Source organism: Rhodococcus sp. NPDC055112 (assembly GCF_053607505.1).
The window spans coordinates 75000-89650 of record NZ_JBSGTR010000014.1; the positions used below are offsets into that span (position 1 = coordinate 75000).

At 69.0% G+C, this 14651-nt stretch carries 16 protein-coding genes; 10 read left to right on the forward strand and 6 right to left on the reverse strand.

Translation table 11 applies throughout. From position 1 onward, the window contains the following. The first annotated feature begins 98 nt into the window (after window positions 1-98). The 4 genes from ACWFRB_RS09985 to ACWFRB_RS10000 all read left to right on the forward strand — a co-directional run bounded on the left by ACWFRB_RS09985 (window position 99) and on the right by ACWFRB_RS10000 (window position 4511). The gene (locus ACWFRB_RS09985; RefSeq protein ID WP_452640646.1) at window positions 99-1436 is read left to right on the forward strand and encodes a flavin-containing monooxygenase; all 1338 of its coding nucleotides are present in this window, start codon (window positions 99-101) and stop codon (window positions 1434-1436) included. Beyond that, window positions 1423-2340, forward strand: a complete 918-nt coding sequence (locus ACWFRB_RS09990) for a bile acid:sodium symporter family protein (RefSeq protein WP_452640648.1) — start codon at window positions 1423-1425, stop codon at window positions 2338-2340. The genes ACWFRB_RS09985 and ACWFRB_RS09990 overlap by 14 nt, the downstream gene beginning before the upstream one ends. Continuing rightward, window positions 2337-3305: an SDR family oxidoreductase gene (locus tag ACWFRB_RS09995; protein WP_452640649.1), complete on the forward strand. Its 969-nt coding sequence runs from the start codon at window positions 2337-2339 to the stop codon at window positions 3303-3305. The genes ACWFRB_RS09990 and ACWFRB_RS09995 overlap by 4 nt, the downstream gene beginning before the upstream one ends. A gap of 72 nt (window positions 3306-3377) precedes the next feature. Then, entirely contained in the window at window positions 3378-4511 is a 1134-nt protein-coding gene (locus ACWFRB_RS10000; RefSeq protein ID WP_452640651.1) for a nitronate monooxygenase, read from the forward strand. Window positions 4512-4514: 3 nt separating this feature from the next. Here ACWFRB_RS10000 and dinB read toward each other — a convergent pair whose 3' ends face one another. The 3 genes from dinB to ACWFRB_RS10015 form a co-directional block, all read right to left on the reverse strand. Next, on the reverse strand, window positions 4515-5795 hold the full coding sequence (dinB, locus tag ACWFRB_RS10005) for a DNA polymerase IV (RefSeq protein WP_452640653.1): 1281 nt from the start codon (window positions 5793-5795) through the stop codon (window positions 4515-4517). An 89-nt stretch (window positions 5796-5884) separates the two neighbouring features. Further along, entirely contained in the window at window positions 5885-6475 is a 591-nt protein-coding gene (locus ACWFRB_RS10010; RefSeq protein WP_452640655.1) for a GNAT family N-acetyltransferase, read from the reverse strand. A 106-nt stretch (window positions 6476-6581) separates the two neighbouring features. Next, a complete protein-coding gene (locus ACWFRB_RS10015) occupies window positions 6582-7391 on the reverse strand; it encodes a helix-turn-helix domain-containing protein (protein WP_452640657.1) in 810 nt (269 codons plus the stop codon). Between the two features lie 84 nt (window positions 7392-7475). Here ACWFRB_RS10015 and ACWFRB_RS10020 point away from each other — a divergent pair, with 84 nt between their 5' ends. After that, complete coding sequence (locus ACWFRB_RS10020; RefSeq protein ID WP_452640658.1) at window positions 7476-7886, forward strand: SRPBCC family protein; 411 nt, start codon at window positions 7476-7478, stop codon at window positions 7884-7886. Between the two features lie 98 nt (window positions 7887-7984). After that, window positions 7985-8812, forward strand: a complete 828-nt coding sequence (locus tag ACWFRB_RS10025) for a DUF1542 domain-containing protein (protein ID WP_452640680.1) — start codon at window positions 7985-7987, stop codon at window positions 8810-8812. 70 nt (window positions 8813-8882) lie between these two features. Here the strand turns inward: ACWFRB_RS10025 and ACWFRB_RS10030 are convergent, their stop codons facing one another. Next, window positions 8883-9680: an Fpg/Nei family DNA glycosylase gene (locus ACWFRB_RS10030; protein WP_452640660.1), complete on the reverse strand. Its 798-nt coding sequence runs from the start codon at window positions 9678-9680 to the stop codon at window positions 8883-8885. After that, on the reverse strand, window positions 9681-10154 hold the full coding sequence (locus ACWFRB_RS10035; RefSeq protein ID WP_077042121.1) for a ribose-5-phosphate isomerase: 474 nt from the start codon (window positions 10152-10154) through the stop codon (window positions 9681-9683). Between the two features lie 62 nt (window positions 10155-10216). Here ACWFRB_RS10035 and ACWFRB_RS10040 point away from each other — a divergent pair, with 62 nt between their 5' ends. Continuing rightward, window positions 10217-11089 carry a M48 family metallopeptidase gene (locus ACWFRB_RS10040; RefSeq protein ID WP_452640661.1) on the forward strand — a complete coding sequence of 291 codons (873 nt, stop codon included), beginning with the start codon at window positions 10217-10219 and terminating at the stop codon, window positions 11087-11089. On the opposite strand, the gene ACWFRB_RS10045 is transcribed toward ACWFRB_RS10040, so the two are convergent. Beyond that, a complete protein-coding gene (locus ACWFRB_RS10045) occupies window positions 11086-11409 on the reverse strand; it encodes a hypothetical protein (RefSeq protein ID WP_452640662.1) in 324 nt (107 codons plus the stop codon). The two genes, ACWFRB_RS10040 and ACWFRB_RS10045, sit on opposite strands and share 4 nt — an antisense overlap. A gap of 113 nt (window positions 11410-11522) precedes the next feature. On the opposite strand from ACWFRB_RS10045, the gene ACWFRB_RS10050 reads away from it, so the two are divergent. The 3 genes from ACWFRB_RS10050 to ACWFRB_RS10060 all read left to right on the forward strand — a co-directional run bounded on the left by ACWFRB_RS10050 (window position 11523) and on the right by ACWFRB_RS10060 (window position 14603). After that, complete coding sequence (locus ACWFRB_RS10050) at window positions 11523-12161, forward strand: TetR/AcrR family transcriptional regulator (RefSeq protein WP_452640664.1); 639 nt, start codon at window positions 11523-11525, stop codon at window positions 12159-12161. Between the two features lie 181 nt (window positions 12162-12342). Then, window positions 12343-13545, forward strand: coding sequence for an LLM class flavin-dependent oxidoreductase (locus tag ACWFRB_RS10055; protein WP_452640666.1), 1203 nt, complete (start codon window positions 12343-12345; stop codon window positions 13543-13545). Further along, complete coding sequence (locus ACWFRB_RS10060; RefSeq protein ID WP_452640667.1) at window positions 13542-14603, forward strand: alcohol dehydrogenase catalytic domain-containing protein; 1062 nt, start codon at window positions 13542-13544, stop codon at window positions 14601-14603. Before ACWFRB_RS10055 ends, ACWFRB_RS10060 begins: the two co-directional genes overlap by 4 nt. Window positions 14604-14651 lie beyond the last annotated feature (48 nt).

Consider the following 14651-nt stretch of genomic DNA (forward strand, 5'->3'; position numbering starts at 1 on the left):
CGATCTTGGCAGTTTCCTGCGTTCTTGGTTGCACAACACACGGACCCCGTAACCATGTTGTGGACGACACAACCCCTCAGGAAGGTTCCGGGAGCCGGATGTCCACCAGCACACGAGAGCGATACGCGTTGATCGGCGCGGGACCTTCCGGCCTGGCCGGCGCCAGGAATCTCGCCCGCCTCGGCATCGAGTTCGACGGCTTCGAGGCACATTCCGAGGTCGGTGGTCTCTGGAACATCGACAACCCGCGCAGCACCGTCTACGAGTCCGCGCACCTGATCTCCTCGAAGACGACCACCGAGTTCACCGAGTTCCCGATGGCCGGGTCGGTCCCTGACTACCCGAGCCACCGCGAACTGCGCGAGTACTTCCTGTCGTACGCAAGGCATTTCGACCTCCACCGGCACTTCCGGTTCGGCACCACCGTGCGGCAAGTCGAACCCGACGGCGACGGTTGGCTGGTGACCAGTGAATCCGACGGCGCGAGCACCACCGCCCGATACCGCGGCGTCATCATCGCCAACGGCACCCTCTCCGAACCGAACATGCCGCGCTTCCAAGGCACTTTCGCGGGCGAGCTGCTCCACACCAGCAGGTACAAGGACCCCCGCATCTTCACCGGCAAACGGGTGCTCATCATCGGCGCCGGGAACAGCGGCTGCGACATCGCCGTCGACGCCGTGCACCATGCGGACTCGGTCGACCTCAGCGTCCGACGCGGCTACTACTTCGTCCCGAAGTACCTGTTCGGCCGCCCGGCCGACACCGTCGGGCGCGGAAAACCCTTGCCGCCATGGATCAAACAACGCCTCGACAGCCGCCTGCTCAAGCTGTTCACCGGCGATCCGGTCCGGTTCGGGTTCCCGCGCCCCGAGTACCGGATCTACGAATCCCATCCCGTGATGAACTCGCTGATCCTGCACCACATCGGCCACGGCGACGTGAGCGTCAGGCCCGACATCGCGCGTTTCGACGGCGACACCGTCCATTTCGCGGACGGCACCCGCGGCGACTATGACCTGGTGATGTGCGCGACCGGGTACCGCCTGAACTATCCCTTCATCGACCGGCAGCACCTGAACTGGACCTCGGGCGCGCCATCGCTCTACCTGAACATCGCGAGCCCGAGCCATCGGAACCTGTTCGTGCTCGGCATGGTGGAGGCGTCCGGGATCGGCTGGCAGGGCCGCCACGAACAGGCCGAGCTGGTGGCCAAACTGATCCGAGCCCAGGAGGTGTCGCCGCGGGCGGCGGCCGAGTTCGCCGCCAGGGTGGCCGGTCCGCGCCCCGACCTCAGCGGCGGCTACCGCTACCTCGAGCTCGACCGGATGTCGTACTACGTGAACAAGGACGCCTACCGCCGCGCCGTCGCCGAACACATCGACAGGCTCGACGCCGAGGCGCCCGCGAGAAGGGACGCGCATGCCCATCGATGACGTGGCGCTGAACTTCGACCCCGGTTCGCTGATGCTGCTGAACATCGTGCTCGCGGGGATCATGTTCGGCATCGCCCTGGACACCACCGTCGACGATTTCCGTGCGGCCCTCCGGATGCCACGCGCGATGGCGGTCGGCATCGCAGCCCAGTTCCTGCTGCTGCCCGCGGTGACCTTCGCCCTGACCCTGGTGCTGAGTCCGCCGCCCTCGGTCGCGCTCGGCATGATCCTGGTGGCGTGCTGCCCGCCGGGGAACATCTCGAACGTGCTCACCCACCGGGCGAGAGGCAATGTGGCGCTGTCGGTGTCGATGACGGCGATCTCCAATGCGCTCGCCGTCTTCTTGATGCCGTTGAACATCGCGTTCTGGGGAAGCCTGCAGCCGGACACGGATGCGCTGCTGCGCTCGGTCTCGCTCAGCCCGGCCGAGATGCTGGCCGACGTCGCGCTGATCATCGGCGTTCCGTTCGCCGCGGGGCTGCTACTGGCCAACCGCCGCCCGCACTGGGCATCGCGGGCCGAACCGTGGGTGAAGAACATCGCCCTGATCGCCCTGATCGTGTTCATCGTGGCCGCACTCGCCGGGAACCTCGCCACCTTCATGGAGTACATCGGCGTCGTGCTGCTCGCGGTGTTCCTCCATGACGCCGCCGCGCTCGGGCTCGGCTACGCCTGCGGCACTGCCACGGGGCTCGACGAACGCAGCAGGCGCGCGGTCACCTTCGAGGTCGGCGTCCGCAACGCCGGCCTCGGGCTCGGGCTGGTGTTCACGTTCTTCGACGGGCTCGGCGGCATGGCGATCGTCGCCGGATGGTGGGGCATCTGGGACATCGTCGCGGGCCTGGTGCTGGCCGGCGTGTGGGCCAGACGGAGCAGCACCGCAGCAGAGAGGGTATCGGCATGACTGTGATGGTCACGGGCGGAAGCGGATTCCTCGGCACCTCGGTGGTGCGCGGTCTTCGTGATGCCGGGCAACGGGTGATCAGCGTGGACCTGCGCGGGCCCCAGGTCCCGCTCGACGGGGTGATCCATGCGGTTGCCGATGTATGCGACCCGACCTCCCTGGCGGCGGTGTTCGCTGAGCATCGCTGCGGCACCGTCGTACACCTGGCGTCGATCGTGAACCCCGGCCGCGACACCACCACCGAACAGGAGTACCGCGTCGACGTCGACGGCTCGCGAAACGTCCTCGCCGCCTGCCTCGAGAACGGGGTGCGCCGAATCGTGGTGTCGTCCAGCGGCGCCGCGTACGGCTACCACGCGGACAACCCGGCCTGGATCACCGAGGACGCCCCGCTCCGGGGCAACGACAGCTTCCCGTACAGCAGGCACAAGCGACTGGTCGAGGAGATGCTCTGCGAGCTCCGGCACACGCACCCCGAGCTGGAACAGACGATCTTCCGGATCGGCACCATCCTCGGCGCAGACGTGGACAACCAGATCACCGCGCTCTTCCAGAAGAGCCGGCTGCTCAAGATCCGCGGTAGCGACAGCCCCTTCGTGTTCGTCTGGGATCAGGACGTGACCGCGGCCATGGTGCAGGCCGTGGTGGGCACTCGGACCGGGATCTTCAACGTCGCGGGCGACGGATCCATGACGATCGACGAGATCGCGGCCGAACTGGGCAAGCCGACCATGTCGGTGCCCGCCGACCTGGTCCGCGCCGGTCTCTGGGCAGGGCGGGCACTGGGACTGACCGCCCACGGCCCCGAGCAGACCAAGTTCCTGCAGTACCGGCCCGTGCTCAAGAATGATCGGCTCAAGCACGTGTTCGGGTACACACCGCAGTACTCGACGAGGGAGGCGTTCGCCGCGTGGCGGGCCGCCCGTGGCTCCGTCGCCACCATGGTCCGATCGCACGATTCGTAACCAATCGGGACTCCCCCGGCTTACGGTGGAACTTGTTCCAGTATTCCACCGCTGACAGTGTAGGAGTGCCGCATGCACACCCCCCTTTGCGACGAACTCGGCATCGAGTTCCCCATCTTCGCGTTCACCCATTGCCGCGACGTCGTCGTCGCCGTGAGCAAGGCAGGCGGCTTCGGCGTGCTCGGAGCGGTCGGGTTCACGCCCGAGGAGCTCGAAATCGAGCTGAAGTGGATCGATGAGCACATCGGCGACCACCCGTACGGTGTCGACATCGTCATCCCGAACAAGTACGAGGGCATGGACTCGAACCTGTCCGCCGACGAACTCACCACGATGCTGCAGTCCATGGTGCCGCAGGAAACCCTCGACTTCGGACGCAAGATCCTCACCGACCACGGCGTGCCCCTGCCCGACGACGGCAGCGAGAACGCGTTGCAGCTTCTCGGCTGGACGGAGGCCACAGCCACCCCGCAGGTGGAGGTCGCGCTGCAGCACCCGAAGGTGACGCTCATCGCGAACGCGCTCGGCACGCCGCCGGCGGACATGATCAAGCACATCCACGACGCCGGCCGTAAGGTCGCGGCCCTGTGCGGCTCGCCCTACCAGGCCCGCAAGCACGCGGACGCGGGCGTGGACATCATCATCGCCCAGGGCGGCGAGGGCGGCGGACACTGCGGCGAGGTTGGGTCGATCGTGCTGTGGCCGCAGGTCGTCAAGGAGGTCGCCCCGGTGCCGGTGCTCGCCGCGGGCGGTATCGGCAGCGGCCAGCAGATCGCGGCTGCCCTGGCCATGGGCGCACAGGGTGCCTGGTCGGGCTCGCAGTGGCTGATGGTCGAGGAGGCCGAGAACACCGCCGTCCAGCAGGCTGCCTACGTGAACGCGTCCAGCCGGGACACGGTGCGCAGCCGGTCGTTCACCGGCAAGCCCTGCCGGATGCTGCGCAACGACTGGACCGAGGCGTGGGAGAAGGACGGCAACCCCGAGCCTCTCGGAATGCCGCTGCAGTACATGGTCTCCGGGATGGCAGTGGCGGCCACCCACAAGTACCCGGACGAGACCGTCGACGTCGCGTTCAACCCGGTCGGCCAGGTCGTCGGCCAGTTCAGCAAGGTCGAGAAGACCTCGGCGGTCATCGAACGCTGGGTCCAGGAGTACCTCGAGGCGACAGGCACCCTCGAGCAGCTGAACGCTGCCGCGAACGCCTGACGTTCACTGATCGGGGAGGATCGGGACGCTGTCGCCGCGATCCTTCCCGAGCAGGGCCGCCCGCGTGACGGCCACCGCCCCGAACCGGTCCCGGACCGAGTCCAGCGCGGTGTCGAGGGCGGTGACGTCCCGCGGCGCCCGCTCCGCCGTCCCTGCCTCGAGTTCGAACGGCAGGGCCAGCTGCTCGGCGCCCTCGCGGTCGAGGTTGGTCAGCGCGACACCGATCAGCGTCAGCCCCTGGCCGAGAATCATCGGTTGCGCCTGGTCGAGCAGAACGCGCACCGTGGACAGGATCGTCTCGGTGCGTGCCGTCGCCTGCGGCAGCGTGAACGAGCGGGTGGCGCGCGCGAAGTCCGCGAATCGCATCCGCACCACCACGGTGCGACAGACCCGGCCCGCGCGGCGAAGGCGCCGCGTGACGCGGTCGACCAGCGCGGCGGCGAGCGCGTCGATTTCCGCCTGGGATCTCGGCCTGTGCCCGAGGGCGTGCTGGGCGCCGATCGAACGCCGCCGCGTGCCCGTCTGTACGCGGCGCGGATCCCGCGCCCAGGCCAGTGCGTGCAGGTGTCGCCCCGCCGCCTGGCCGACCACGGCCGCGAGTTCGCGTTCCGGTAGCGCCGCCATCTGTCCGACCGTGGCGATGCCGTAGTCACGGAGCTTGCGCGAGGTCACCGCGCCGACACCCCACAACCGCTCGACAGGAAGCGGGTGCAGGAACTCGAGCTCGCGGTCAGGAGGGACGAGCAACAGCCCGTCCGGCTTGCCGACGGCGCTGGCCACCTTCGCGAGGAACTTGGTACGGGCGATACCGACGGTGATCGGCAGCCCGACCTGCTCGCGGACCTCGCGCCGCAGCCGGGTGGCGATCTCGAACGGGGTGCCGGACACCCGGCGTAGTCCCCCGACGTCGAGGAACGCCTCGTCGATCGAGACACCCTCGACGAGCGGGGTGGTCTGCCGGAAGACCTCGAACACGGCGCGGCTCGCCTCCGCGTACGCGGACATCCGCGGCCGGACGACCACCGCCTGAGGACACAGCCGCAGTGCCTGCGCCCCGCTGCCTGCCGTGCGGACGCCGTAGGCCTTCGCCTCGTAGCTCGCGGCGAGGACGACTCCCCCGCCGACTATGACGGGCCGACCCCGCAGCGACGGGTCGTCCCGCTGCTCGACCGAGGCGTAGAAGGCGTCGAGATCGGCATGCAGGATCACGGCCTCGGCCAGGGTCTGCCCGGAACCCTGGTCGCCGGGCGACGGCGGAGACGCTGCACGATCAGACACGAACACATGTTCGCATTCGGCACCGACAATCGGGCCACGGCGATAGGCCTCAGCCCGACAGCAGCACCCGTGCCCCGCTCGGGGTCCGATTCATCTCACTGCCGCACCGACCCCGCGTCGCGATGCATTCGCCACACGTCGGGTCCGTCGTCGATGGTGATGTGGCCGGCGATCGAGAACCCGTGACGCACGTACAGTGGCAGATTCCGGCGGGTCGCCGTATCCAGCCAGCATGCGTGGCCCCTGCGGTCCATCTCTGCCAGACCGGCGGCGAGCAGGTCGCCACCCAGCCCACGCCCCTGCGCGCCGCGGGCCACCCCGATCGTCGCCAGAAGCCATGCGTCATCCCAGGAGCCCATCGCCGAAAGCCGCTCCTCCGCGTCAACCATCCGCGCGAATCGGTCCCCGTGCAGCTCTGCAATCGTCGCGAAAACCGATTCGGCCGGAGCAGGCACGTCGGGCGGCATAAAGGCGACAACGCCGTTCTCATCGGCGTCGGTGTAAGCGAGGCCGTGCGGCACGGCCATCTGCTCGAGGTACAACCGCTGCAGCCCGGTCACCCGCTCGTGGCGCGAGTCGGCTTGGACGCACCAGTTCGTCCACGGATAGTCGGCGAAGGCCTCCCCGAGAACAGCCGCCGCGCGGTCCAGATCTTCTGCCGTCAACGGCCGAATCGAGAGGTGCATACCCGGCACTACATCACGACACACAGTCCCGACGAAAGTGATTATTCGGACATCGGGCACGCCGTGACGAAAACGGCTCAGACAACGCGTCGCCGCCCGCGTGCCGTCAGGCCGACAGCAGCGCCCGCACCGCACCCGGCGTCCGGCCCAGGTGCGCCCGCATCGTTCTGGTCAGGTGCGCCTGGTCGGCGAACCCGAGCTCCGCGGCGAGCCAGGCCAGGTCCCGCTCCCCACCCTCGAGCCGAGCGAGCGCCCGGCCGACCCGGACCCGGTTGCGGTAGCGGGTGACGGAGACACCGGTGACCGCCGTGAACTGACGACTCAGCAGGAACGGCGACACCTCCAGCGCCTCGGCCAGCGGGATCAGGCCGTCGGATCCAGGGGCGTCCTCGAGGATCGCCTCCCTGACCGTTGCCACCAGCGCCCGGTTTCGCGGGCCGGACCGGATCCGCGCCGGTCCCGCCTCGCCCACCACGCGCTGAACCATCTCCCCGACGAGCCCCACCAACCCCTCCGCGACCGCGAACCCGACATCGCCGCTCCCCGCAGCCAGGAGCAGTCGCCGATGCCACAGCTCCACCCGGGCGTCGACGTAGAGATCCGTGGCGGGCGGCGCGCCTCGGTCACCCTCGATCGAGTGCCACAGCTCGGCGCCGATGTCGATCGAGGTGCAGACGTCGCCACCGACGGGATGCGCGAACCGCTCTTCCTGGCCCGGCCTGCCGAGGTAGGCGGTGGTCCGATCCAGCACCGATTCCACCCCGTCGGCCCGTCGCAGGAACCGTCCCGCCCGCACGAGCACCAGCCGGTGATCGTCGTGGCACTCCGGATCCGACCATGGGGCGTGCTCGCCTGCACAGCAAACCGCCCAGGCGCTGAACTGGGGCGACTCCGCGATCCGCGACGCCGATTGCATGAGGAAAACGCTACGCGCGGGCACCGACACGGAACCGCAAGAATGTTCAAGACGGGCGGACCGACGGAGGGGCACCCTCGGGTCATGGCATACATACGCACCGAAACACTCGTCGACACCACCCCAGAGCGCGCATGGGATGCGCTCCGCGACTGGGGCGCGCTGCACGAGCGCCTGGCGGCCGGGTTCGTCACGGACACCACCATCGACGGGGGCGACCGGATCGTCACGTTCGGCGACGGCTCGGTTGTCCGCGAACGGCTGGTCGCGCTGGACGAGGCGGCCCGCCGCCTGTCGTGGTCGATCGTCGGCGGGCCCTACGAGCATCACAACGCGTCGGCCCAGGTGTTCGCCGAGAGCGATGGCCGCACCCGATTCGTCTGGATCGCGGACGTGCTGCCGGATGCACTGGCGGACCGCACCGCGGCCATGATGGAGCTCGGCACCAGCGCGATTCGCCGAACCCTCGAGGGCGATCGGGTGCGCGGCCGGTAGCCGACGGGATCGAGGGCGGCAGTTCCGCGGACGGCGGGCACCTCCGGATCGCCGGTAGGCTGGGACTCGTCCGATTTGTCCCCATGGGAAGGCCCCCAGTGGAACTCCTCCTGATCCTCGCCGTCATCGGTGTCGTCGTGTTCCTGGTGATGAAAAGCCAGAAGCGCTCCGTCGGCCACACCGCCACCCAACTCGAGGACGCCAAGGCAGACGCACGCCAGGCGATCGAGCGACTCGGCGGCCAGGTCTACAACCTGACCGGCACCGACATGGCCTCGAAGCAGGCCCTCGCCGACGCGTCCGAGCGCCACATCGCGGCCGGCTCGCAGATCGACCAGGCCAACAGCCCGGCGCAGGCCCGCCTCGCGAAGCAGACTGCGCTGGAAGGCCTCTACTACATCCGGGCCGCGCGAACGGCGATGGGGATGGACCCGGGCCCCGAGGTTCCGAGCATCGACGGCCAGCGCGCCGCGGGCGAGGTGACCGAGAACAGGGACATCGAGTTCGAGGGCCGTCAGGTCTCGGCTTCCCCGAACCCGTCACAGCGCACGCCGAATTACTACCCGGGCGGTCGCGTCGCGGGGCGGCCCGTCCCGGCCGGCTGGTACTCCGAGCCCTGGTGGAAGCCGGCGCTCGTCGCAGGCGCGTGGGGCGTGGGCTCGATGTTCCTGTTCTCTGCGATGTTCGGCGGTATGGCCGGGGTGCCCTATGACGCGCAGGCCTTCGAGAGCGGCCAGGGCGACGGCAGCGACGCGGGCGGTGGCGATGCGGGCGGCGACGCCGGTGGCGAGGGTGGCGATGCAGGCGCCGACGCCGGTGGCGACGCGGGCGGCGGCGACTTCGGTGGCGACGCCGGTGGTGGCGACTGGGGCGGTGGCGATTTCGGCGGCGGCGACTTCGGTGGCGGCGACTTCGGCGGCTTCTAGGCCTGATTGACGAATTTCGGCAGGATTTCACCCGCTTCCCGGGCGAAATCCTGCCGAACTCGTTTACGCCTCAGACCGGCTGGCAGGTCGGGCACCAGAACAGGTTGCGCGCCTTCATGACCGAATGAGCGATCGGCGTGCCGCACACGCGGCACGCCGACCCCGTTCGGCGGTACACGTAGGTACGCGGGCGGTCCTTGGCGTACGCCGGCTCGCCGTTGTCGTGTTCGGGGCGAACCACGTGCATCTTCCCCCGCCGGACGCCGACCTTCATCAGCGAGACGAGGTCGGTCCACATGGCATCCCATTCGGCCGAGCCCAGCCGCGCGCCGGGGCGGTTCGGGTTGATCCCGTGCCGGAACAGCAGCTCGGCCCGATAGACATTGCCGACCCCGGCGATCACCTGCTGATCCATCAGCAGTGCGCCGATCGCGGTCTGCGACTTGGAGATCCGGCGCCACGCCCGGGCGGGATCCGCATCGGGACGCAGCGGGTCGGGGCCGAGCCGGTCCGCCAGCGACTGCAGTTGGGGCTCGTCATAGATCTCGCAGGCGGTCGGCCCGCGCAGGTCGGTACCGATCTCGGCACCGACCATCCGCATCCGAACCTGGCCAACCGGTGTGCCCATGGGCAGCGGGAGATCGGTGAACTTGCCGTACAGCCCGAGGTGCACGTGCACGATCAGGCCAGACTCGTAGTGGTGCAGCAGATGCTTGCCCCACGCCTCGGCCCGGACCAGGACCCGGCCGTCGACGCTCGCCGCTCCGGACTCGAACCTGCCCTGCGGGCTGGACACACGAACGGGAGCACCGGCGAAGTGTCGCTGGTGCTCCCGTGCGAGGCGGTGGAGAGTGTGACCCTCGGGCACTCAGGCCTCGGGCAGGGCCGGCGGCACGCCGGTGCGCTCGTACTCCGACAGGATGTCGATGCGCCGCTGGTGCCGCTCCTCGCCCGACCACGGGGTCTCGAGGAACGCGTCGACGATGGCCAGGGCCTCCTCGAGCGAATGCATCCGGCCGCCGATGCCGATCAGCTGAGCCTTGTTGTGCTGGCGCGCGAGCTGGGCGGTCTCCACGCTCCAGGCCAGCGCGCAGCGGGCGCCGGGCACCTTGTTCGCGGCGATCTGCTCGCCGTTGCCGCTGCCGCCGAGCACGATGCCCAGGCTGCCCTCGTCCTCGACCACGCGGCGCGCGGCCTCGACGCAGAACGCCGGGTAGTCGTCCACGGCGTCGTACACGTGGGCGCCGCAGTCGACGGCCTCGTGGCCGTTCGCGGTGAGATGGTCCTTGATCTGGTTCTTGAGCTCGAAGCCTGCGTGGTCGGCACCTAGGTATACGCGCATGTGTCGATTCTGACAGGTCGGCGCGGCGACCCAGGACCCGACCATGAATAGGGTTTGTCCACATGGAGCAGTTCCCACCCACGATCACGCATCACTCGCCCGTCCACCCGGCCCCCGGGTACGCGCCGCCGCAGATGCTCCCGCCGCGAGGACTCTCCCCGTGGGGGATGCCGATCCGGCACCACCTCGAGATCCCGTTGCTGGTCCTGTCGATCGCGACCACCGCGGTGGCCTACCTGGTGTCGATCGCGCTGATCGCCTCGGGCGCGCTGGAGCCGTGGGTAGTCATCGTGCTGCTCGCACCGATCCTTCTGTTCTTCGCCCGCGGCCAGATGTACGCCGCGCAGCGCGTCAACGGCGTGAAGATGACGCCGACCCAGTTCCCCGACGGCTACCGGATGCTGGTCGAGGCGGCCGCGCGCTTCGGCATGCCGCAGGTTCCCGACGGCTATGTCGTCCTCGGCAACGGTCAGATCAACGCGTTCGCCTCCGGACACGGCTTCCGGCGGTACGTGGTGGTCTACAGCGACCTGTTCGAGATCGGCGGCCAGGCACGCAATCCCGATGCGCTGGCGTTCATCATCGGACACGAGGTCGGACACATCGCGGCGGGCCACACCTCCTACTGGCGCCAGCTCGGCATGTTCGCCTCCAACTACATCCCGGTCATCGGATCCTCGCTCTCGCGCGCGCAGGAGTACACCGCCGACAACCACGGGCTGTGCAATCGCCCGCACGGGGCACCGGGGGCGATCGGCGTCCTCGCCGCGGGCAAGTACCTGATGAGCCTGGTCGGGTTCGACGAGATGGCGGACCGGGCCCGCACCGAGCGCGGGTTCTTCCCCTGGCTGGTGAACATCCTGTCCGGCCACCCGGTCCTGACCTGGCGCGCCGCCGCCCTGCGGGACCGCTCGCGCCACGGCCGGGTGTTCTAGCCCGCAACCTGCTCGCAGTGCGCGCGGACCCTCCTGTGGTCCGGATCCACCCAGCCCTTGGACTCCGCGTAGTCGATCATCGCAACGAACCGGGGCAGCCAGCCCTCGCCGCGCAAGGGGTGGCTGCGCACCGCCCCCTCGAGGGCGCCGATGTCGAGCCAGACGTGGTCGCCGTCGACGGTGCCCCACTCGCCAAGCGCGGCGGCGGCCCGATCCGAGTCGCGTTCGCCCCGCACGGTGACCGCCAGACTCGTGAACTCGTCGACCCCCGTCAGTTCCACCCTCGCCTCGGCCGCGCGAAGGTCCACCTCGAGCTGCATCTCGTACCCACCTCTTCCCAGGACCGACCACATAATCGGATCAGTTGATTGAATCGATCGACCTATTTGATGCCATGACCCAGATCTCGTCAAGGGTGTGCGAAACTCTCGACATGTCCACCCCAACCCAGAACCGCCAGGGCAACGCCACCCGAATGCGCCTGGTGAAGGCGGCCGAGAAGCTCTTCGCCACCCAGGGTGTGGACGCCGTATCGGTCCGGGCAATCAACTCGGCGGCCGGGCTCGGGCCCGCCTCGGTGCACTACCACTTCGGCTCGAAGGACGACCTGCTGGCGGCGGTCCTCCTCGATCTCGGCGGCGCGGTCCGCGACCAGATCCGGATCAACGTCGACCGACTCGCGGCATCGCCCGTCCCGCCGACCGCGGACGCCCTGGTTCGGGCGGTCACCGAGCCTTACCTCGAACTCTTACTGCGACAACGCGTCCGGGGCATGCGGTGGGTCAAGATCATCGCGCAGATCTCCCAGGAGGGCCACCCGGCCCTCGAGGCCACCGGCCAGCACGTCGACGAGAGCCTGCTCGATCAGGTCCGCCGCGCGTATCCACACTCCGACCCGGACCGCCTACCGCTCCGCTGGGCGATCTCCGTGATGGGTTTCCTCCAGGCACTGAGCCGGGCCGACGAATGGAGCCACGGCGCGGGCCGCCTCTCCCCCGAGGACCTGACGAGCTTCTACGAGGATCTCGTCGTCTTCGTCGTCGGCGGCGCCGACCGACTTCTCGGCTCCTGACCCACCGACAGGGACCTGACATCAACACCTTCGCTCGGGTGTCCACTCAGCGGGAGATTTTTGGATCAGTTGATCCAATTCGGTGGTAGAACTTCGAACAGGCGGATGTGATGCCGCTCACTTTGAAGCGCCGGCTTCCCTCCACGCCTTCCCAGAGGGCCGGCACCCACCTGTCAAGGAGATGACGCTCGTGTGGACCACCGATTCGATCAACTTCGGCGCCTTCCTCGCGCCGTACCACCCGCTGAACGCCGATCCCGCGCTGCAGCTGCGCCGTGACATCGACCTCATGGAACACCTCGATCACCTCGGATTCGACGAGGCGTGGATGGGCGAACACCACTCCACCGGCGCCGAGATCGTGCCCGCCCCTGACTTGTTCATCGCGGCGGCCGCGGAGCGGACCGAACGGATCCGGTTCGGCACCGGGGTCACCTCGCTGCCCTACCACCATCCGCTGATCACCGCGGACCGGATCACGCAGCTCGACCTGCAGACCCGCGGGCGGCTGATCTTCGGCACCGGCCCCGGCAAGATCCCGCTCGACGCGCACATGATGGGGATCAACCCCTCGGACCAGCGCCGGATGCAGGGCGAGGCCCTCGAGGCGATCCTTGCGCTGCTGCGCGGCGAGGTCGTCGACATGGAGACGGACTGGTTCACCCTGCGCGATGCCCGCGCGCAGCTGCCCACCTACAACCCCGCGGGCATCGAGATCGCGACCGCCTCGACGATGTCCCCCAACGGGTCGGTCCTCGCCGGGACCCACGGCCTCTCGCTGCTGTCGCTCGCGGCCAGCTCCCCCAGCGGATTCGACGTCCTCGACCGCAACTGGGGCGTCTACGAGAAGGTCTGCGCCGAGAACGGGCACGTCGCCGACCGGTCCACCTGGCGGCTGGTCAACCCGATGTTCCTCGCCGAGACGCGGGCCGACGCGGAGCGCGCAGTGAGCCGCCGGATCGACTCGATGGCCGCATACGTCAACCGGCAGACCGGTCAGAACCCGGACTGGGCGCAGACCCCTAAGGGGATCATCGACCAGTGGCGCAACGACACCCTCGGCGAATTCGGCCAGGCCATCATCGGCACCCCGGACGAGGCGATCGCCCAGATCGAGCGACTGATCGAGAAGACCGGCGGGTTCGGCACCATGCTGATCCTGCACGTCGACATGGCGAACTGGGAGGACACCAAGCGCAGCTACGACCTGTTCGCCTCCGAGGTGATCCCGCACTTCAAGAACCGCAACCGCGGCCGCCAGGCCAGCCTCCAGTTTGCCGAGGACAACCGCGACTACCTGCTCGGCGGCCTGATCGGCGCGATCACCAAGGCACACACCGACTACTACGGCCAGCCCGCCGAGACCGCAGGAGCACAGGCATGAAGGCAGCACAGTTCAGCGACGGCGCGTTCACCGTCGCCGAGGTCCAGGACGCACCCGCGCTCGCACCCGCTCAACTCCGCATCGACGTCACCGCCTGCGGCATCTGCGGCAGTGATCTGAGCATGTCGAAGGACCCCTGCCGGTTTGTGCACGTCGCCGAGAACGCGGGCTACCCGCTGGCCACCTTCGACACCGACCGGCCCGTCGTCCTCGGCCACGAGTACGCGGGCATCGTGTCCGAGGTCGGTTCGGCCGTCACCGATTTCGCCGTCGGCGACCGGGTGGCAGGCATCGGGCTGGCGACCGACACCTCGACCGGCATCCCGAAGATCATCGGTTTCTCCAACGAGTACCACGGCGGCTTCGGCGAGCACATCGTCGTCGATGCGTTCTGGGTCCGGCATGTCCCCGAGGGGCTCTCGCTCGAGCACGCCACCCTGGCCGAACCGTTGCACGTCGGCGAGATGCACATGCAGCAGTCCGGCCTCACCCCCGCCGACTCGGCGCTGGTGATCGGTTGCGGCACCATCGGGCTCGGCGCCATCGTCGCGGCCAAGGCCCGCGGGGCGCAGCTGGTGATCGCGTCGGAGCCGTCGCCGAAGCGGCGCGAGCTCGCCGCGAAGATGGGCGCCGACATCGTCGTCGACCCGAACGAGCAGGACCCCATCGAGCTGTGGAACCAGATGGTCGCCGAGGGAAACACCCTCGTGGGCCAGGCGGGCGCGGGCATCCTCATCGCGTATGAGTGCAGCGGCCGGGCCGGGATCCTGGGCACCCTGATGCACACGATGCCGTTCAACTCGCGGATCCAGGTGCTGGCGGCGCCGTTCGCCGACGAGACGATCATTCCGGTGGTCGGGCAGTTCCGCCGGATCGCGATCAACTTCGGCCACGGCCCGTACGAGAACGCCTACGGCATCACCCTGCAGCGGCTGGCCGACGGCGAGATCGACGCCGAGTCCATCATCACCGGCCGGGTCGGCCTGGACGGCGTGGCGGATGCCTTCACCGCGCTGCGCGACCCCGAGGCGCACGTGAAGATCCTGGTCCTGCCCTAGGCGGCTCCGCCGCCCGTGCGCGGTTGACGAGTGCAGAGACTCGTCAAC